The sequence below is a fragment of the Rhizobacter sp. OV335 genome, from assembly GCF_900142965.1.
Taxonomy (GTDB): Bacteria; Pseudomonadota; Gammaproteobacteria; order Burkholderiales; family Burkholderiaceae_C; genus Rhizobacter.
This window is the reverse complement of the sequence record NZ_FRCQ01000014.1, coordinates 150,384-168,633: the sequence shown is the minus strand read 5'-3', so window position 1 is coordinate 168,633 and position 18,250 is coordinate 150,384. Positions and strand designations below refer to the sequence as shown.

The following is an 18,250-nucleotide window of genomic DNA, read 5'->3' as shown; positions in this document are numbered from 1 at the left end:
GTGCTGGACAACGCCGGCAACCAGACCGATCAGCGCGTGAAGGATCCGTCCGGTGCGCTCAAGCGCGGCTTGGCCCGGGCGATGGATGCACTGGGCCGTGCGCAGCAGAGCACGGGCAGGGAGTGAGAACATGAAAAAGACGATGAAGCGCAACCTGATCGCCACGGCTGCGGCGGCGTTGCTGACCCATGCAGCGATGGCCCAAGTGCCGCCCCCGCCCGTGTCTCCGACGCCGGTGACCACCTATGAATACGACGCCGAGGGCAATCCCACCAAGGTGACCAAGGCTCCCGAGAGCCTGAACCTGCAGAACAAGGCGAGCTACGACGCGCAATACCGCGTGAAGGAGCTGACCGACCCGAAGAACGGCAAGACGGCGATCGAGTACGACGGGGGAGGACGCGCGACCAAGGTGACCGACCCGCGCAACCTGATCACGCAATACCCGCGCAACGGCTTCGGCGATGCGACGCAGCTGATCAGCCCGGACACCGGCATCACGAACGTCACCTACGACTCGGCGCGGAACCTGAAGACGCTGACCGACAGCCGGGGCGTGACGCAGACCTACACGTACGATGAGCTGAACCGGGTGACCAGCCTCGTCTACACGCAGAGCGGTCAGCCGAGCCAGACCGTGACGTGGACCTGGGACCTCACCGGCCCGGACTACACGTACAGCATCGGCCGACTCAGCCGCATCGACCATCCGAACGGCTTCGCCCGAGTGAAGTACGACCCGCGGGGCCGAGTCACGGAAGCAGTGCGGTCGGTGAACGCGAGGGCTGGCGCGAACGCTGTTCCGATCCAGACGACAGTGAAGTACGCCTACTCGCATGGCGACCTGATGACCATCACCTATCCATCGGGCCGGGTGCTGGTGATCACGCGCGACACCGGCGAGCTCATCGGCATGGGCTTGGCGAAGGACGCCGGCAGCACGCCCATCCCGCTGATCAGCAACGTGAAATGGGAACCCTTCGGACCGGTGAGCGGCTGGGACTGGCACATGGCCAGCGGCTTGGTGACCCACATGCGGCAGTTCGACCTGAGCGGTCGCATCGTTCGCTACCCGCTGGGCAACGCGCTGCGCGACTTGACCTATGACGCGGCCGACCGCATCAGCGGCTTCACGCACTTCTTGGCAAGCAACGGCACTGCGCAACCCGCACTCGACCAGAGCTTCGGGTACGACGAGAACAGCCGGCTCACCAGCATCACGACGGCCGCATCGAGCTGGTCGATTGCCTACGACTCCAACGGCAACCGCACAAGCGTGAGCTTGAACGGCAACCCGAGCATCTACACGACCGAGGCGACGAGCAACCGACTGACGAGCATCACGAACCCGGCAAGAAGCTTCGGCTACGACAGCGCCGGCAACACGACCAGCGACAGCGCGAACTACACCGCGGCCTATGGACTGAACGGCGCGATCGCGAGCATCACCAAAGCGGGCGTGACCGGCAGCTACGACTATGACGCACAGCGCCGGCGCATCCGCAAGGTGACGACCACCGGTGAGACGGTGATCTTCGTTTACGCCCTCGAAGGGCAACTGCTGGGCGAATACGACCAAACCGGCAAGGCGCTACGCGAATACGTGTGGTTGGACAGCGTTCCGGTGGCGATGTTCACCCCGGATCCGGCGAACACGAGCGGTCCGCCTCTCATCTTTTACATCCATGCCGACCATCTGAATGCACCGCGCGTCGTTGTGGACCAAGGCGGAGCCAAGCGTTGGCGCTGGCTGGCCGAGCCTTTCGGTGCGACGGCGCCGGAAACTGATCCCGACGGGCTAGGTGCCTTCACCCAGAACCTGCGTTTCCCGGGGCAGTATGCGGATGCGGAGTCGGGGCTTTGGTACAACTACTTCCGCAGCTATGACAACTCGAAGGGAGCGTACACGCAGCCGGATCCAATCGGGCTTGCGGGAGGGCTGAACACCTACGCTTATGTGAGTGGAGATCCTTTGAGTCGGACTGACCCGAATGGATTGATGGACACGGTAAATGCGCGCATACTGGCCATGGCTGCGCGCGGGGAATTTGAAGAGGCAATCCTTATTGCGCAGAATGCAGGGGCTGGCGCCGGTGTTCTAGCCCTCGCAACCAAATTGCAGCAACTTCAAGGGGCTGTCCAGACATTGACAACCCGATATCCGTTGGCGACCAATAAATGCGTAGATGTCGCGGATGGCATAGCTAGAGCAGCTAAATCCGTTAATTTGACGCCGGAGTTTATTAGGATAGCGCCTTCGAGAACAAACTTTGTTTATATCGGCGACAAGTACACCGCATTTCAGCATTTTGCCGTCAGATTTGGGGATAAGGTATTCGACTCTTACACTGGCGCTGAGGGGATGTTGTATAGTCAGTATGTAAATATGCTAAATAATTCAAACCTTGGCCCAAATAGTTATATTATTGAGACTCTAAAAAATATATCACAATACAAGTAATATGGAAAATTATCAGAAATGCATCGAGTTTATGAAATGGTTCGAGAATACGGTGAATATAAGGCCCGGAATGCTCGGTTCCGTCTCGGAGATATCCGCGATGTTTTATATTATTGATAATGTTAATAATATAATGCTATTTGGTGAGGTCCTGCCTCGCAAGCTGTCATGGATTGAGTTTTTAATCGATAGAAAACTGGTTCGAGGGTCAAAAATAATTCCGGCTGAAGACAACTGGGAACTTGAGAGATTCTCTGCGTTGAGGCGTGAATATCTGAAATGGGTCGAGGGCCGGCGGGCCGAGGATTTGGGGGCGCATCAAGTCTGACGCCTGACGCGTGAAACTTCCTCCATCCTTGATGGAGGATTGCGCAGAAAAAATCAGCGGTAAAGTGTCGAACAGTTGCTCGGCGTGGGATATTCAGCCGGAGTTCTCTTCACAATTGAAGCGGCCCAGTTTCTCTGCCGCGCCGAATTCAGGAAGCTCGGCGTCCCGCCTTTTTCCTCGCCGGCTTGGGCGCTTCCACCTCCACCGGCCGCACTCGCCCCAGATGACTCGCGATCATCCCCGCCACCGTGCGCGCCACAGCGGTCGCATCGAGCGGTTCATCGAACAGCATCTCCACCGTCGCGTAGACCAGCTCCACGACGATCCGGCTGACCAGCTGCAGCTCGGCCACATCCGCCCCCGGCAGCACGCTCGCCAGCATCTGCGCCTGCTCGCGCGTCACCGCGCCGTGTGACGCGAGCCGCACTTCCTGCAGCGCCGGCACGGCGCGCAGCGCCCGCATGATCCACACGCCTCCTTCGGTCTGCGCAGTCGCTTCATGCGTCGCAAGGATCAGCCCCTCGAGTGCCCGCTCCAGGTCCTCTGCCGTCCCGGCCAGCACCTCGGGCGAGATCCAGTCGCCGATGCGCTCGTTCTGCGCCTGCATCAGCCGCTGTCCCAGCTCGCTCAGCAGCGCGTACTTGTTGGGGAAGTAGCGGTACAGCGCCGGCGGCGTCAGCCCGGCGCGCTCGCACACCAGGTTGGTCGACAGCCGCTCGATGCCCACGTCGGCCAGCGTCTGCGCCGTCACTTCGAGGATGCGCTCGTAGGTGTCGGTCGCGCGCTGCTGCGCCGGCTGCTTCTTGGTCGCCAGCGCGGGCTGGTTCTTCCGGGGTGTCGGCATCGTGGTGGGCAGGTGGCTCAGGGATTGTCCGGTGATCGAAGGTCGATCAAGTGGGTGACAAAACGATAGTCATGACTATAAACTAGCGATGACTACTGACTGAGGGCGGCGACATGAAGTGGATGTCTTGCGTTGAGTGGGTCACGGGCGTGATGTTGAGCTTGCTGGTGCTGTCCGCCATGGCGGCCGGCCCCGACGACGCGAAGGGCCTGTGGCAGACCGCCGAGAAAGACGCCGTGATCGAGTTCAAGCCTTGCGCCGATCGGCCTGCCGCGCTGTGCGGCCGCATCGTCTGGGACAAGGACGCCGGCACCTCGGCCGACACCTGCGGCGTGCTGATCGCGCAGCTCGAGCGCTACGACGCCGACGCCTGGCGCGACGGCTGGGTCTACGACCCGCGCGACAAGAAGAAATACAAGGGCGTGCTGCGCATCAAGTCGGGCGATCTCCACATCCGCGCCTTCGTCGGCGTCGAGGTGCTCGGCCAGACCGAGCAGCTCAAGCGCGTGACGGCACTGCCCGACACGCCGGTCTGCAAACCCTGATCCCGATCCGCTTCAACCCCCACCCCTGGAGACGCCCATGCAACCGACCTTGTTCAGCCGGCCGCCGGTGCCCATCGGCCTGATGCTGCTTGCCATCACCGCGCCGGCCTTCGCGGCCGACAGCCAGACGGCCAGCTACGCCGTCGACACCGAGGTGCGCGTCACCTCCGACCAGCGCACCCGCGGCGTCTCGGATTCGCTCAACAAGCCGGGCATCAAGCTCAGCGTGCAGGCCGCGCACGAGAGCGGCGTGATCGGGCTCATCGAGTTCTCGTCGGTCAGCAAGAAGCAGTTCCTGCAGGGCGACGGCTTCGGCATCACGCTGGGTGCCGGCTACCGCTTCGGTGACCCGGAGGGCTGGCACTTCGGTCTCGGCCTGGCTGCCGAGCTGTTCCCCGGCGCCAGGTTCGATGCGCCGCACGGCTTCGATTTCGAGAACTTCGTGCCGACGGATGTCCGCAGCACCAACTACAACTCGCAGTTCGCGGTGCTCGAAGTCGGCTGGGGCGCGATCGAAGGCCGCGTGCTGAACGTGATCTCGAAGACCTACCGCGGCGCCGACACCGGTGGTGTCTGCGGCACCATGCTCGCGCTGATGCCCGACCCGACCGCCGGCCTCGAGTGCTACGCCCGCGGCGACAACAACTCGCGTGGCAGCTGGCTCTACGACCTCGATTACAAGCACCACCTCGACCCGGCCACCACGCTGAACTTGCACGCCGGCTACCAGAAGATCGAGAACTTCAAGGAAGCGAACTTCTCGGATTACCGCATCGGCATCACGCACAAGCGCTGGGGCTTCGAATGGAGCGCCGACTGGGTCACCACGCACACCCGCGTGCGCGAGCTCTACCTCGCCCAGGACGGCGACGAGCTGAAGGCCACCGACAACAACAAGTTCTTCGTGACGGTCTCGCGCAAGTTCTGAGCACGACCACGAGATGACGATTGACGAACGGCTGGTGCTCGCGGTCGACCTCGGCACCTCCGGCTGCAAATGCGCGCTGGTGGCGATCGACGGCACGGTGCAGGCCTGGGCCTTCCGCGCGGTGCCCTTGCATGTGCAGGGCGCCGCGGCCGAGCAGGATCCGCACGACTGGTGGGCCGCGTTCATCGCGGCGGCCGGCGAGCTGCTGGCCGATGAGCGCCTGCGCCGCCGCGTGGTCGCGGTGTGCTGCTCGGCGCAGACCGAGGGAACGGTGTGCGTCGACAGCGCCGGCCAGCCGATCGGCCGTGCAATGACCTGGCTCGATGCGCGCGGTGCCGATGCCATCGCCCGCCGCGCCCGCGGCCGCGGCCTCAACATCGAAGGCTACGGGCCGCTGAGGCTGTGGCGCTGGCTGCGGCTGAGCGGCGGCGCGCCGTCGCTGTCGGGCCGCGATTCGGCCGGCCACATCGCGTGGCTGCACGACCACGAGCCGGAGCGCTGCGCCCGCACGCACAAGTTCCTCAACGTGCCCGACTACCTGAACCTGCGCCTGACCGGCCGCTTCTGCGCCACGCAGGATTCGGCGCTCACCAGCTGGGTCACCGACAACCGCGACTCGCACCACGTGCGCTACGACGCCGGCCTGCTGCGCCTGCTCGGCGTCGACGCCGACAAGCTGCCCGAGATCGTGCGCTCGACCGAGGTGCTGGGCCCGCTGCTGCCCGGCGTCGCGCTGGCGCTCGGGCTCGATCCGAAGACGGTGGTGGTCGGCGGGGCGATCGACACCTCGGCCGTCGCGGTCGGTGCGGCGGTCGCCGACTACCAGACGCACCTGTACCTCGGCACCTCGTCGTGGCTGGGCGCGCATGTGCCGGCGATGAAGACCGACGTGCGCCACAAGATCGCCGCGGTGCCGTGCGCGGTCGACGGGCGCTACCTCGCGATGGCGCTGCAGTCGACCGCGGGCGCGAACCTGTCCTTCCTGCGCGACCGCATCCTGTACCACCCGGACGAGCTCGCCGGCGACGAAGAACACCCTGCGGTCTACGAGCTGCTGAACCGCATCGCCGCGCGCGTGCCGCCGGGCGCACGCGGCCTGCTGTACACGCCGTGGCTGCACGGCGAGCGCACGCCGGTCGATGACCCGCGGCTGCGCGCCGGGCTGCTGAACCTGTCGCTGGAGCATTCGCGCGAGGACATCTTCCGGGCCTTCCTGGAAGGCGTGGCGCTGAACACGCGCTGGATGCTGGAGCCGTTCGCGCGGCTGCTGGGCCGGGACGTGGCCACCGTCACCGCGGTCGGCGGCGGCGCGCAGTCGGACGTGTGGTGCCAGATCATGGCCGACGTCACCGGCCAGCCGATCCGCCAGCTGGAGAACGCGATCCAGGCCAATGCGATCGGCGCCGCCAGCATCGCGTGGGTCGGCATCGGCGCGCTGCAGTTCGCCGACCTGGCCGCGCTGCGCCGCACGCGCCGCACCTACGAGCCGGCGAGTGCGCTGCGCCGCCTGTACGGCGACAAGTTCGAGACCTTCAAGGAGGTGCACAAGCGCCTCGCGCCGCTCTACCACCGGCTGAACGCACCGCAAGGGGCCGCGGCATGAGCGGCACCGCGCTCGTTCGCCAGACCGTCGTCGACCTGTGCGTCGAGCTGTCGCTGCGCGGCTACCTGGCCGGCACCGGCGGCAACATCGCGTTGCGCATCGATGCCGAGCGCATCGCGGTGACGCCGTCGGCCACCGACTACCTGACGATGACGGCCGCCGATGTGTGCGTGCTGCGCCTGGCCGACCTCGCGCCGCTCGAAGGCACGAAGCCGCCGTCGGTCGAGACCGGCCTGCATGCGCGCGTGCTGCATGCGCGGCCCGACGTGCAGTGCAGCATCCATACGCACCAGCCGATCGCCAGCGCCTGCGCGCTGCTCGGGCAGCCACTTGAGGTGCCCGACGGGCCGTGGCGGCAATCGCTCGGGCGCTCGGTGCCGGTCGTCGGCTATGCGCCCTCGGGCACCTCGTGGCTCGTGGCCCGGCTGGCGCGCAGCCTGCGCCCCGACACCCACGCCTGGCTGATGCTGAACCACGGCGTGCTGTGCTGCGGCCCCAGCCCCGAGGCCGCTGTGCAGGCCGTCGAAGACCTGGAGACGCTGGCCTGCATGCACCTGCGGCAGCGCATCGCGGCGCGCGCCGAGGTCGACGCAACCGCCGATCCGGCCCAGCGCGATGTCTTCGCGTGGCTCGATGCCGAGCTCGCCGATGCCATCCACCTCGCGACTAAGAACAGACCTGCACCATGAGCAATCTCGCACCGATCCACTCCGCCGCTGCGGCACCCCCGACAACCGCCACCAGCGCCATCTCCGCCTGGCCCGACGTCGATTCGCTCTACCGCCGCTTCGACGAACTCGTCAAGCAGCCGATGCGCCCGATCCGCCGCGACGCGATGGCCGGCGTGCTGCGCCACTTCGACGAGCGCTGCGCCGGCTCGCGCCGCCTGGCCGAGCAGGCGCAGGCGGTGATCCCCGGCGGCGTGCAGCACAACCTGGCGTTCAACCACCCGTTCCCGATCGCGGCGGCGAAGGCCCACGGCGCCCACCTGACCGATGTCGACGGCAACCGCTACATCGATTTCCTGCAGGCCGGCGGCCCGACGCTGCTCGGCTCCAACCACCCGGTGGTGCGCGAGGCCGTCAACCGCGTGCTCGACGAGTGCGGGCCGGTCACCGGGCTGCTGCACGAGTACGAGGTGAAGCTCGCCGAGCTGGTGTGCCGTGCGATGCCGGGCGTCGAGATGCTGCGGCTGCTCGGCTCCGGCACCGAGGCGGTGATGGGCGCGGTGCGCCTTGCGCGTGCGTACACGCGGCGCAAGTGGGTCATCAAGATCGGCGGCGCGTACCACGGCTGGAGCGACCAGCTGGTCTACGGCATGCGGCTGCCCGGCACCGGCCGCATGGAGGCCATCGGCATCCCGCGCGGCGCGACGGCCCACACGCAGGAGTGCCACCCGAACGACCTCGACGCGCTGCGCCGCAAGCTGCAGCTGAACCGCCTGCGCGGCGGCACCGCGGCCGTGCTGCTGGAGCCGCTCGGCCCCGAGAGCGGCACCCGCCCGGTCCACCCCGACTACAACCGCCAGGTGCGTGCGCTGTGCGACGAGTTCGGCGCGCTGATGATCTTCGACGAGGTGGTCACCGGGTTCCGCATCGGCATGGGCGGCGCGCAGGGCTACTTCGGCGTGAAGCCCGACCTCACGGTGCTCGGCAAGTGCCTGGCCGGCGGCTACCCGATGGCCGGCGCGATCGGCGGCCGGCGCGACGTGATGATGCTGCTGGTCGGTGGCATCGGCACGACGGCGCGGCGTGCCTTCGTCGGCGGCACGCTGTCGGCGAACCCGCTGTCGTGCGTCGCCGGATTCCATGCGCTGCAAGAGGCCGAGCGCGTCGATGCAGCCGGTGTCGCGGGCCGTGCCGGCGACCGCCTGCGGCGTGGGTTGGAGACGCTGATCACCGCGCGCGGCCTGCCGTACGTGGTCTACAACATGGGCTCGATCGTGCACCTGCAGACCTCGGGCGTGCTGCTGATGGACACCAGCAGCCTCTACAAGCTGTACCGCGCGAAGGACGAGGCCAAGGCCCGCAAGCACATGATGGAAGAGATGGGCGCGGCCTACACCGCGCACGGGCTGATCACGCTGGCCGGCAGCCGCCTCTACACCAGCCTGGCCGACACCGACGAGGTGATCGACGATGCGCTGAATCGCTTCGAAGACGTCTTCAAGCTGGTGTGACGCGAGCCTGATGCGATGAACACCGACGAGATCCTGCGCACGCAATGGCTGCAGTTGCGCGAACGCCTGGAGTTGAAGCACCTGCTGGGCGGCGAGGGCGCGAGCCTGTCGCTGCGCGTGCCGGCCACGGCGGCGATGTGGTTCGGCACGGTGCGTGACGCGGCACCACGCCGGCTGCCGCTGCGGCCTCAAGACAACGAAGGAGGGGAAGAGGGCGCCCATGCCGCGGTCTACCGCGCACGCCCTGACGTGGGGGCCATCGGATGGGGTGGCGGGTCGTTCGGCGTTGCGCTCGCCGACTTCGGCGGCACGATGCCGCAGCTGTTCGACGAACAGGCCCGCCACCTCGGCCCGATGGCTCCCGCCACGTCGCTGGGCACCCTGGCACGCTCACTGCAACGGCGTGGCAACGTGCTGCTGCTGCAAGGCCGGCCGCTGTGCCTGGGCACGACCGCGACGCGCCTCGCGCTGAACGCCGAGCTGTTCGAGAAATGCGCCAAGGCGCATGTGCTCGCGGTGGCCGCCGGTGGCCGCGTGCACGCGTTGCCGTGGTGGGTGCGGTGGATCGCCAACGGCCGCATGCGCAAGGATGCATCGCGGGCCGAAGCCCGCTTCGCGCAAGGCCTGCTGCCCGAAGAGAGCAAGGGATACTGACCGGCCAAAGGCCGCGCAACCACACGAGGAGAGCCCCGCATGCCCGCGAACGACGCCCCGCCGATGCCCACCCGCCAGGTCGCCGCGGCGCTGGCCGTCGGCACCATCGCCGTGCTGATGATCGGCGTGCAGCCGATCCTGCTGGGCGAGCTGGTCGACGCGAAACAGGTGAGCCTGGAGGGCGTCGGCATCGTCGCGATGGCCGAGATCATCATGCTGGGCCTCGGCGTCGCGCTCGGCGATGCGCTGCTGCCGGGTGCGCAGTTGCGGCGCATCACGCTGGTCGCCGCGCTGCTGGCCGCATGCCTCGACCTGCTGACGATGCGCGCCTCGGGCGACGCGGCGATGACGGCGGTGCGCGCCGCCGCCGGCCTGGCCGAGGGCGTGCTGGTCTGGGGCACGACCGGCGTGATCGTGCGCCACGCCAACCCGGCGCGGCTCGGCGGCATCTTCTTCGTCGTGCAGACGATCGCGCAGGCGGCGCTCGGCGCGCTGCTGGCCCATGCGGTGATTCCGCGCGCCGGGTGGCAGGGCGGTTTCGCGGCACTCGCCGTGCTGACGCTGCTGCCCTGCGTGCTGGCCTTCCGTCAGCCGGCGCGGCTCGCGCCGCTGGCGCTGCCGGCGGTGTCGGGCTTTCGCTGGTCGGTGCCGACGCTGCTGCCGCTGGCGGTGGCCTTCCTGCAGCTGGCCACGCTCGGGGCGTTCTGGGCCTACCTCGAGCCGCTGGGCAAGGCGGCGGGTTTCGACGCGAAGGCCGCGCAGACGCTGATCGCCGGCGTGCTGGTGATGCAGGTGATCGGCGGCAGCATCGCCGCGTTCGCGGTCGGGCGGTTGCCGGTGCGGCCGACGCTGGTCGCCTGTTCGGCGCTGCTGGTCGCGGTAATGGTGACGCTGCACGCGCTGCCGCCAGGGCGCACCGTCGATTTCGCGATCGGCTGCGCGGTGTTCGGCTTCGTGTGGATGTTCATGCTGCCGTTCCACATCGGCCTGGCCTTCGGGGCCGACACCAGCGGCCGGCTGGCCGGGCTGGTGCCGGCCGCCCAGCTGCTGGGCAGCGCCTTCGGGCCGCTGATGGCGTCGTTCATCGTCGAGGGCGACGAGGCCGGCGCCGTGCCCTGGCTCAGCGCTGCTTTCGCGGTGACGGCCGCGGCGCTGTTGCTGGCACTGCTGGTGATCAGGGCAGCGGCACGACCGCGCCCTGCAGGTAGCGGTTCGCCTTGACGAGCCACCAGCGGTCATCGGTCAACGGCAGGTTGCCGAGGCCGATGTTGTCGGTGGAGTCACCGACGCCGGCACCGAACATCAGCGACACCACGCCGGCGTTCTTCGCCTCCTGCAGGTGGCTGCCCCAGGTGATCTGCGCGCCGTTGGACGTGACCTTCGGGTCGCCGGCCGCATTGGTCTTGTAGTAGCTCGCGGCGAAGATGCTCGGCGTCGCGGTGAAGGTGTCGCCGAAGAAGTACGTCGGCGCGGTGTCCTCGTAGTGCCGGCTGGTGGTGTTGTTCAGCGTCGCGAACGGCGCGCCGGTGGCAGGGTTGGTGCCGACCGAGCCGTTCACGTGGCCGGCCGGCAACTGCCACAGCACCACCGGCTTCTTCAGCGCGGCGTTCAGCGTCTGCACGTAGTACAGGTAGTTGTTCCAGTGGTCGGCGTTGAACTGCCACTTCGCGTTGCCGGCCGCGCCACCGTCGTAGCCGTACTTGTCGAACGAGATGAAGCTCGCGCCGTAGCTCGTGATGCCGGCCGCGTTGTAGTAGTTCGCGACGCGCTGCGCGCTGGCGGCGATGAACGGCCGGCCGGCGCTCCAGCCCTTCTCGGCGGTGTCGGTGATGTGCATCAGGCCGTTGGTCGAGGCACCACTCTGCGCATCGCTCCAGATATTGATCTGCCAGCCGTACCACGCGTTGCGGCTGCGCTTCTGCACGATGTAGTTGACCGCCTTGACGAGGCCCTCGAGCGTGTTCGGAAACTGCGGGTCGCTCGCGGTGAGCACGCCCGCGGCATAGGCCTGGTCGACGCGCGCGGTGATCTGCGACGGCTGCAGCCCGGAGTTCTGCATCATGTAGCCGATGAAATCCGGCTCGATCACATAGCCCACCGGGTCGTCGCCGGCCTCGGTGTTCGCGATGTCGATGGTCTTGACCCAGTCCTTGAAGTAGGCCGACATGTAGGTCGCGTCCTGGATGTGGGCGAGGTCGGTCGGGTAGCTCTCGCCGCCATCGGCGATGTTGTAGAACACGAAGACCGGCACCATGCCGAGCTTCTTCGACTCGCGGATGAAGTTGGTCGCACGGAAGCACGGCACCGTCGTCCAGGTGCACCAGCTGGTATTGCCGGGCACCGAGGCGCCGCCGTTCAGGTAGATGTAGCGCAGGTCGGCGCGGGTGTTGAGGTCGCCGCTGCCGAAGTTCTGCCAGTTGGCGAGGGCGCTTGCGCCGTCGTCCGACACCGAGCCGATCGACACGTGCGCCGGCAGGCCGGGCAGGCTGCCGTCGGGCTTCTTCACCCGCACGCCGACCCAGCGGCCGTTGCCGTTGTTGTCGAGCACGCGGATGCCGGCACGGCCGGCGCTCAGCGCGTTGACGGTGAGCTTGCTGCCGCTGACCGACACGGTCGCGACCTTCGGGTTGTTGGAGGCGACGGTGAAGGTCGGGTAGGTGACGCCGGCGACGCTGAGGTCGAGCGTGACCGAGCCGGCCGCGAGCGTGCTCTGCAGCGACTGGCCGCCGATGTCCCACTGCTTGATGCCGATCAGCGAGGCATTGCCGACGGTGGTGCTCGCCGCATCGCTCAGCGTGGCGCCGGCGGCGTTGATCAGCTTCAGCTGGTAGGTGTAGAGGCCGAGCTTCTTGCCGGTGATCTGGATGGTCGCCGTCTGCGCTGCATTGCCGACATCGGCCAGCGTGCCGGACTGGACCTTGACGCCGTCTTCATAGAGCTCCCAGGTGGTGCCGCTGATGCCCCACCACTTGTTCCAGACGATCGGGAAGTTGCCGGCGTGGTCGTAGTTCTGGATCTGCAGCGTGGGCTTGGCGGGCGCGCCGACCGGGGCGGGTGCGGGAGCCGGCGCGGGGGCCGGTGCAGGGGCGGGCGCCGGAGCAGGCGAAGGTGCTGGCGCGGGAGCCGGTGCAGGCGTGGGTGCCGGTGCAGGGGCGGGTGCCGGAGGGGGCACAGGGGCGGGTGCGGGCACAGGAGCCGGTGCGGGTGCAGGTGCCGGCGGCGTGCCGCCACTCGGCCCGAGGTCCTGCCACAGGCTCGCCGTCGTCGGGTTCCAGCCGGTGCCGGTGTAGTCGGTCTGCGCGACCCAGGCCTTGTAGTCGTGCCCGGCGTACGACACGATGGTGCCCGCCGGGTAGAAGGTGTCGGCCTTCCATGCGGGATAGGCCGCGTGAACCGCCACGGCGGCCACGGCCAGCGTCAACGCGGCAAGGGTGCGGCGTGCGGTGACGCCCGGCTTTGAAGTGGGATGGACCATCGGAGTTCGCCCTGAAGTTGTAGTCGGGACCCCGGTGGGATCCGCGCTTTTACAGCCCTGGCACGAACATAACCAATTAAGTACCAGTCGATCGGATTGTGCCTCTGATCGACGGGTGCGAGCGCGGTCTCCGGCAACGAGCGAGTAAGCAGGTGTTGAGGAGCCGTTGCGATGCCGCCTACTTCTTCTGCGCCGCCTCGAAGGCCTTCGCGTCGAAGTTGCTGTACTCCGTCTTCCAGGTGGCGCCTTCGTCGGCCGACGACTGGACCGAGAACAGCCCGTGCAGGCCGCGGTCGACCGCAAAGGCCTTGCCCGAGGGCAGCAGCACCAGGCGGCTCTCCAGCGCGAACGGGCTGCGCTTCTTCCAGATCTTGCCGCCGTCGTCGCTCGCGTGGAGTTCGCGGTCGCTGAAGACGCCGCCCGGGTTCAGCAGCGCACCGCCGAGAGTCTCGTAGGGCGGTGCGACCTTCACGTTGAAGTCGGACTTGATCTCCTTCCAGGTCGCGCCCTGGTCCTTCGACAGGTAGAGCGACGCGAACACGCCGGCGAAGCCGCCGCCCGGCGAGGTCAGCAGGCTCAGCGAACCGGTCGGGTTGACCTCGATCATCACGATGCGGCTGCCGTTCGGTGCGGCCTGGCTGCGCCAGCCGCCGCTCGCATAGTCGAGCGCGTGGATCTGCCCGGTGCTCAGCGCGTAGGCCAGGCCTTGCGGCGTGCGCCAGATCCACAACGAGTTCTGCCCGCTCCAGAAGCTGCGCGCGACGCTTTCCTTGCGCACCGGCGTCCAGGTGCCGGCGGCCAGGCGCGGCGACTTGAAGAGCGTCACCTCGGAGCCGCTCTGTTCGGCGATGTACCAGCCGGTGCGGTCGTTGCCGTCGACGAACAGCAGGTTGCCGGGCGGCAGGTCGCCGGTGTCGATCGGCACCAGCCGGTCGCCACCCGGCGGCAGGCGCAGCAGCGTGCTGAACTCGCCTGCCGCGATCAGGCTGGCATCGGGGCGGTCGACCGGGGTCACGTGCAGCAGCGACTCCAGCCCGGTGCTCGGCAGCACGCGCCAGTAGCCCTCGGTCGAGCGGATCAGCAGGCTGCCCAGGCGCGAGGCGGCGACGACCCGGCCATCGGACAGCTCGACCATGTTGTCGGCGCCGACCGGCCGCAGCCGCGCGTACTCCTCGACCCGGTCGTTCGACGTGCGCATGCCGTCCCAGCCGCCGGGCGTGGTGCCGGCGAAGCGCTGCGCCTGTTCTGGAACGAAGCGCTGCATCATCGGCAGGTTCGTCGTGATGGTCGAACTGCGCCCGACGACGACGTTCGTGTTTACCGGCGTCATGATCAGCCGGCCGAGGTCGGTCGGCGTGCCGGGGACGATGGTGAAGTGGCCGACGCGCTGGCGCATCGTCGGCGTCATGTGCAGGAACTGGTTCGTCGCGCTGTTCGACAGCCCCGAGAACTCGTACGCGCCGGCCGGCAGCACGCCGACGAACAGCGAGGTGTCGCGCGCGAGGCCGGGCGCGACCTGGGTCAGGTTGAAGATGCTGTTGCCGGAACTGCCATCGGCATTGAGCCGCGTCACCGAGACGACGTCCATCGCGGTGACCTGGGCGGTGTTGCCGGTGATGCTGACCACGGCCACGCTTTCGTTCGCCTTTGGCGGCGTCTTCAGCGGGTCGGGTGCGGTGCTGATGGTGGTGCAGCCGGCGGCCGCGACGAGGGCACAGGCCAGTAACGCATGCCGCAGGGCGCGGCGCGCAGGATCGATCAGGTTCAAGGGAAACTCCTCCGGTCGGTTGTGTCGGCCTTGGGGGCTCGTTCGGCTCCTCGGGCGAGCGCCAGTCTAGCCGCCTGTCAAGGGCACACAAGGGGGTGTTGACGTCGACCGGCAAGCCTCCCTACCATCCGCCCCTTCTTGCGGGTTCACCGACCCGCGTCGGCAGTGAGGGCGGTCGACTGACCAGCCTGCGTTCAACAAGCAGCGCGGTTTCTGGTCGATTGTTCGGGAGTCAACGGATGTTCAGTGGTGCAGCGGGTGGATCAAGAATTCAGGCTTGAGCTTCGCCTCGTGATTGTCCCGATCGAGAGCGGTGACGATGAACGCGTGCTTGCCTTGACCCAGCAGTCAACTTCTGCCGTTGGATCGATTGTTGATGTCGATATCAAGCCCTATGCCAAGCCCCCGGGTTCATGCATCGTGCGAGTGGAGGCCAATTGCACTGGAAGTCATCAAAGTGTTGTTGAGCGAGTTGTCGGGCTGGTCGGTGGCAGTGGGTGGGATTTTTCCGGGTCTGGTGAAGAGTTCGAGGCCATCTGGTTTCCTCAAAGTGGAGCAATCCCCCCGGTCAGCGTGCTGACCACCTGGATGCAAGTTCAGACAATTCCAATGAGGGCTTTGCCGCCGTCACGGCGTCTGCGTGGCTGAAAAGGATTTACAAGAAGGAGTGCCTTGATGGCAGCGAAGATGAGTGGTTCTGTATTTCGTGGATGGCTCGGCGCACTGCTGCTGGCAGCGGGCGTCGGGGCCTGGGCGGCCGAGGCGCCGCGTGCCGGCTATGCGGTGGTTTCGCTGATCGGCGACAAGCTCTCGGTGGTGACGCACGAGGCGAGCACCGGCACGACGATCGAGCGCAATCGCACGCAGACGCTGCCGGTGGGCGGCGGCGTGTTCGATGCCGAAGCCATGACGCAGGCTGAAGTGTCGCTGAAGCGCCTCGACGCCGGCGCACGCGTGACGCTGTACGACCTCTCGTCGCCGGCGATGTTCGAGGAGCAGGATCGGTTCTTCGACGGAGGGCGGCTGAAGTTCTCGCCGGCGGTCGTCGAGGCCATGCGCAAGGATGGCGCCACGCACCTGGTGCTGATCACCAAGCAACTGTCGACCGCGCGGCTGCAGGCGGGCGAGAACGACAGCCTGGGCAGCGGCTACCTGCAGGGCCTGGGTTTCTACATCGACCGTGCCGTCGGCATGATCAGGCCCACCACCGGCGAAACCGGCCGCGGGTTCTTTGCGCCGTACGTCTTCGCGAAGCTCTCGTTGATCGACCTCGCATCGCTGGAGGTGGTGAGCGAGTCCCGCATCAAGGCGAACTACTCGTCTGCGTCGGTCGGTGTCGCGCAATCTCCGGATGCCTGGGATGCGCTGACGCCGAAAGGCAAGATCGATGCGCTGAAGGAACTCATCGACGAACACGTGCCGAAGGCGGTCGAGGCTCTCATCGCTCCGCGTCCTTGAGTTCCGATGGCGAGGGGTGGTCGGCCTCGGGCGCCCTCAAGCCACCTGCTGCAGTGCCTTCGCAATGCGGTGCCGCGCCACCGTCGGCTTCGGCATGCGGATGTCGAACCAGCTGCGCACGTCGGCGTCCAGCCCGATGCCGTGCATGTAGTTGTAGATGGCCTTCTTCAGCGCGCGGCCCATCGCGTCGTGGTCGGCGCCGGTCGGGTCGACGAAGCCGACGTCGTTCTTCGCGAAGCGGCCCGGCGGCAGCGGCAGCAGCGTGATGCCGTAGTCCTCGGGCTGCTTGCCCACCGGCGAATGCACGGTGCAGGCGAAGCGGTGGAAGAAGCCGCTGCTGATGCAGCCTTCCTCGAACAGCTGGCGCACGTACTCCAGCGCATCCACCGTGTCCTGCTCGTTCTGCGTCGGGAAGCCGTACATCAGGTAGGCGTGCACCAGGATGCCGGCCTCGGAGAAGGCCTGCGTCACGCGCGCCACCTGCTCGACCGAGACGCCTTTCTTCATCAGCTTCAGCAGGCGGTCGGAGGCCACCTCGAGCCCGCCCGAGATCGCGATGCAGCCGCTCGCGGCCAGCTCCTGGCACAGCTCGCGGTCGAAGGTCTTCTCGAAGCGCACGTTGCCCCACCACGAGATCTCGACCTTGCGGCGCTGCAGCTCGGCGGCCAGCGCGCGCAGCGCCTTCGGCGGCGCCGCTTCGTCGACGAAGTGGAAGCCGGTCTGCCCGGTCTCCTGCACGATGGCCTCGATGCGGTCGACCAGCGTCGCTGACGAGGCCTGCTCGAAGCGCGCGATGTAATCGAGGCTCACGTCGCAGAAGCTGCACTTCTTCCAGTAGCAGCCGTGCGCCACCGTCAGCTTGTTCCAGCGGCCGTCGCTCCACAGCCGGTTCATCGGGTTCAGCATGTCGAGCAGCGACAGGTAGCGGTCGAGCGGCAGGCCGTCCCAGGTGGGCGTGCCGGTCTGGTCGAACGGCACGTCGGGCTCGGCGAAGCTGTTCATGTAGCGGACCGCGCCGGATTCGGCATCGCGCACGAAGCTGCGCACCAGCCGCTGCTGCGAGCGTTTGCCTTGCAGGTGATCGATCAGCGCCAGCAGCGGGCGTTCGCCGGCGTCCAGCGTCACCACGTCGACGAAGTCGAACACCCGCGGCTCCGACAGCTCGCGCAGCTCGGTGTTGACGAAGCCGCCGCCGAGCGCGATGGTGATCTGCGGGTGCTGCGCCTTCACCGCCTGTGCGATGCGCAGTGCCGCGTACATCGAGCCGGGAAAGGGCACCGACAGCAGCAGCAACTGGGGGCGGTGGCGCTCGATCGCGGCGAGCGCGAGCGCGGCCAGTCGCTCGTCGACCAGGTTGGGTGTGGCTGACAACGCGGCGGCGAGCGGATCGAAATCGGGCTGGCTCGCGGCCAGCTGCTCGGCGTAGCGCACGAACTCGAAGCGGCCGTCGATGGCGTCGCGCAGCACGTCGGCGAGGTCGTTGAGGTAGAGCGTGGCGAGGTGGCGGGCGCGGTCCTGCAGGCCGAGCGCGCCGAAGGCCCAGGCGAGCGGGTCGCCGCCCTCGTCGTCGACGTAGACGTCGAGCGAGCGGAAGCGCGCGCCCTCGGGCAGCCAGTCGCGGCCGACGATGCGGTGCGCCAGCGTGGCGTCGCGCCCCTGCAAGAAGCGGATGGTGGGGCCGATGGTCGTGCGGTAGCGGTCGAAGGCGGCGAGGAAATGGGTCACCGGCTCGCTGCGGTCCGGGGCGGCGATCGCCTCGGCGCGCTCTCGGATCTGGTCGAGGCCTTGCGATGACAACAGATCGAGCACGAGCGCGAGCGCCAGGTCCTCCTGCACGGCGGGGATGCCACGCGAGCGCAGGAAGCCCGTGAGGTACGCCGTCGACGGGTACGGCGTGTTGAGTTGCGTCATCGGCGGGATCACGGCCAGGACGCGGAAATCTTCGGTGGACATCGAGGGGGCGGGCAGAGGGAGGCGAGCAGGCCGCATTGTCGGCGATGCACCCGT

At 67.5% G+C, this 18,250-nt stretch carries 14 protein-coding genes; 10 read left to right on the top strand and 4 right to left on the bottom strand.

Going from position 1 to position 18,250, the window contains the following annotated elements:
* The first annotated feature begins 130 nt into the window (after positions 1-130).
* Positions 131-2,461: an RHS repeat domain-containing protein gene (locus BUE42_RS16580; protein ID WP_159445432.1), complete on the top strand. Its 2,331-nt coding sequence runs from the start codon at positions 131-133 to the stop codon at positions 2,459-2,461.
* A gap of 476 nt (positions 2,462-2,937) precedes the next feature.
* Here the strand turns inward: BUE42_RS16580 and BUE42_RS16575 are convergent, their stop codons facing one another.
* Positions 2,938-3,633 (bottom strand): TetR/AcrR family transcriptional regulator, encoded by a 696-nt coding sequence (locus tag BUE42_RS16575; protein WP_073466205.1) that lies wholly within the window; start codon positions 3,631-3,633, stop codon positions 2,938-2,940.
* A gap of 113 nt (positions 3,634-3,746) precedes the next feature.
* Between BUE42_RS16575 and BUE42_RS16570 the strand changes: the two genes are divergently transcribed.
* The 7 genes from BUE42_RS16570 to BUE42_RS16540 are packed head-to-tail and all read left to right on the top strand — an operon-like array spanning position 3,747 to position 10,763.
* Positions 3,747-4,178: a DUF2147 domain-containing protein gene (locus tag BUE42_RS16570; protein ID WP_073466204.1), complete on the top strand. Its 432-nt coding sequence runs from the start codon at positions 3,747-3,749 to the stop codon at positions 4,176-4,178.
* A gap of 37 nt (positions 4,179-4,215) precedes the next feature.
* Positions 4,216-5,106 carry a TorF family putative porin gene (locus BUE42_RS16565; protein ID WP_073466203.1) on the top strand — a complete coding sequence of 297 codons (891 nt, stop codon included), beginning with the start codon at positions 4,216-4,218 and terminating at the stop codon, positions 5,104-5,106.
* 13 nt (positions 5,107-5,119) lie between these two features.
* The gene (locus BUE42_RS16560; protein WP_073466202.1) at positions 5,120-6,709 is read left to right on the top strand and encodes a xylulokinase; all 1,590 of its coding nucleotides are present in this window, start codon (positions 5,120-5,122) and stop codon (positions 6,707-6,709) included.
* Complete coding sequence (locus tag BUE42_RS16555) at positions 6,706-7,398, top strand: class II aldolase/adducin family protein (protein ID WP_073466201.1); 693 nt, start codon at positions 6,706-6,708, stop codon at positions 7,396-7,398. The genes BUE42_RS16560 and BUE42_RS16555 overlap by 4 nt, the downstream gene beginning before the upstream one ends.
* Positions 7,395-8,888, top strand: coding sequence for an aspartate aminotransferase family protein (locus BUE42_RS16550; protein WP_073466200.1), 1,494 nt, complete (start codon positions 7,395-7,397; stop codon positions 8,886-8,888). Before BUE42_RS16555 ends, BUE42_RS16550 begins: the two co-directional genes overlap by 4 nt.
* Positions 8,889-8,903: 15 nt before the next feature.
* The gene (locus BUE42_RS16545; RefSeq protein WP_073466199.1) at positions 8,904-9,542 is read left to right on the top strand and encodes a class II aldolase/adducin head domain-containing protein; all 639 of its coding nucleotides are present in this window, start codon (positions 8,904-8,906) and stop codon (positions 9,540-9,542) included.
* 39 nt (positions 9,543-9,581) lie between these two features.
* Complete coding sequence (locus BUE42_RS16540; protein ID WP_073466198.1) at positions 9,582-10,763, top strand: MFS transporter; 1,182 nt, start codon at positions 9,582-9,584, stop codon at positions 10,761-10,763.
* Here the strand turns inward: BUE42_RS16540 and BUE42_RS31635 are convergent.
* Positions 10,717-13,017, bottom strand: a complete 2,301-nt coding sequence (locus tag BUE42_RS31635) for a carbohydrate-binding protein (RefSeq protein ID WP_083614196.1) — start codon at positions 13,015-13,017, stop codon at positions 10,717-10,719. The two genes, BUE42_RS16540 and BUE42_RS31635, sit on opposite strands and share 47 nt — an antisense overlap.
* A 178-nt stretch (positions 13,018-13,195) precedes the next feature.
* A complete protein-coding gene (locus tag BUE42_RS16515) occupies positions 13,196-14,785 on the bottom strand; it encodes a beta propeller repeat protein (RefSeq protein WP_073466197.1) in 1,590 nt (529 codons plus the stop codon).
* A 258-nt stretch (positions 14,786-15,043) separates the two neighbouring features.
* Between BUE42_RS16515 and BUE42_RS32250 the strand changes: the two genes are divergently transcribed.
* Both BUE42_RS32250 and BUE42_RS16510 read left to right on the top strand, forming a co-directional pair.
* A complete protein-coding gene (locus BUE42_RS32250; protein WP_143171539.1) occupies positions 15,044-15,433 on the top strand; it encodes a hypothetical protein in 390 nt (129 codons plus the stop codon).
* A 27-nt stretch (positions 15,434-15,460) separates the two neighbouring features.
* Positions 15,461-16,243 (top strand): hypothetical protein, encoded by a 783-nt coding sequence (locus tag BUE42_RS16510; protein WP_143171538.1) that lies wholly within the window; start codon positions 15,461-15,463, stop codon positions 16,241-16,243.
* 36 nt (positions 16,244-16,279) lie between these two features.
* On the opposite strand, the gene BUE42_RS16505 is transcribed toward BUE42_RS16510, so the two are convergent.
* Entirely contained in the window at positions 16,280-18,196 is a 1,917-nt protein-coding gene (locus BUE42_RS16505; protein WP_073466195.1) for a B12-binding domain-containing radical SAM protein, read from the bottom strand.
* Positions 18,197-18,250: the final 54 nt, after the last annotated feature.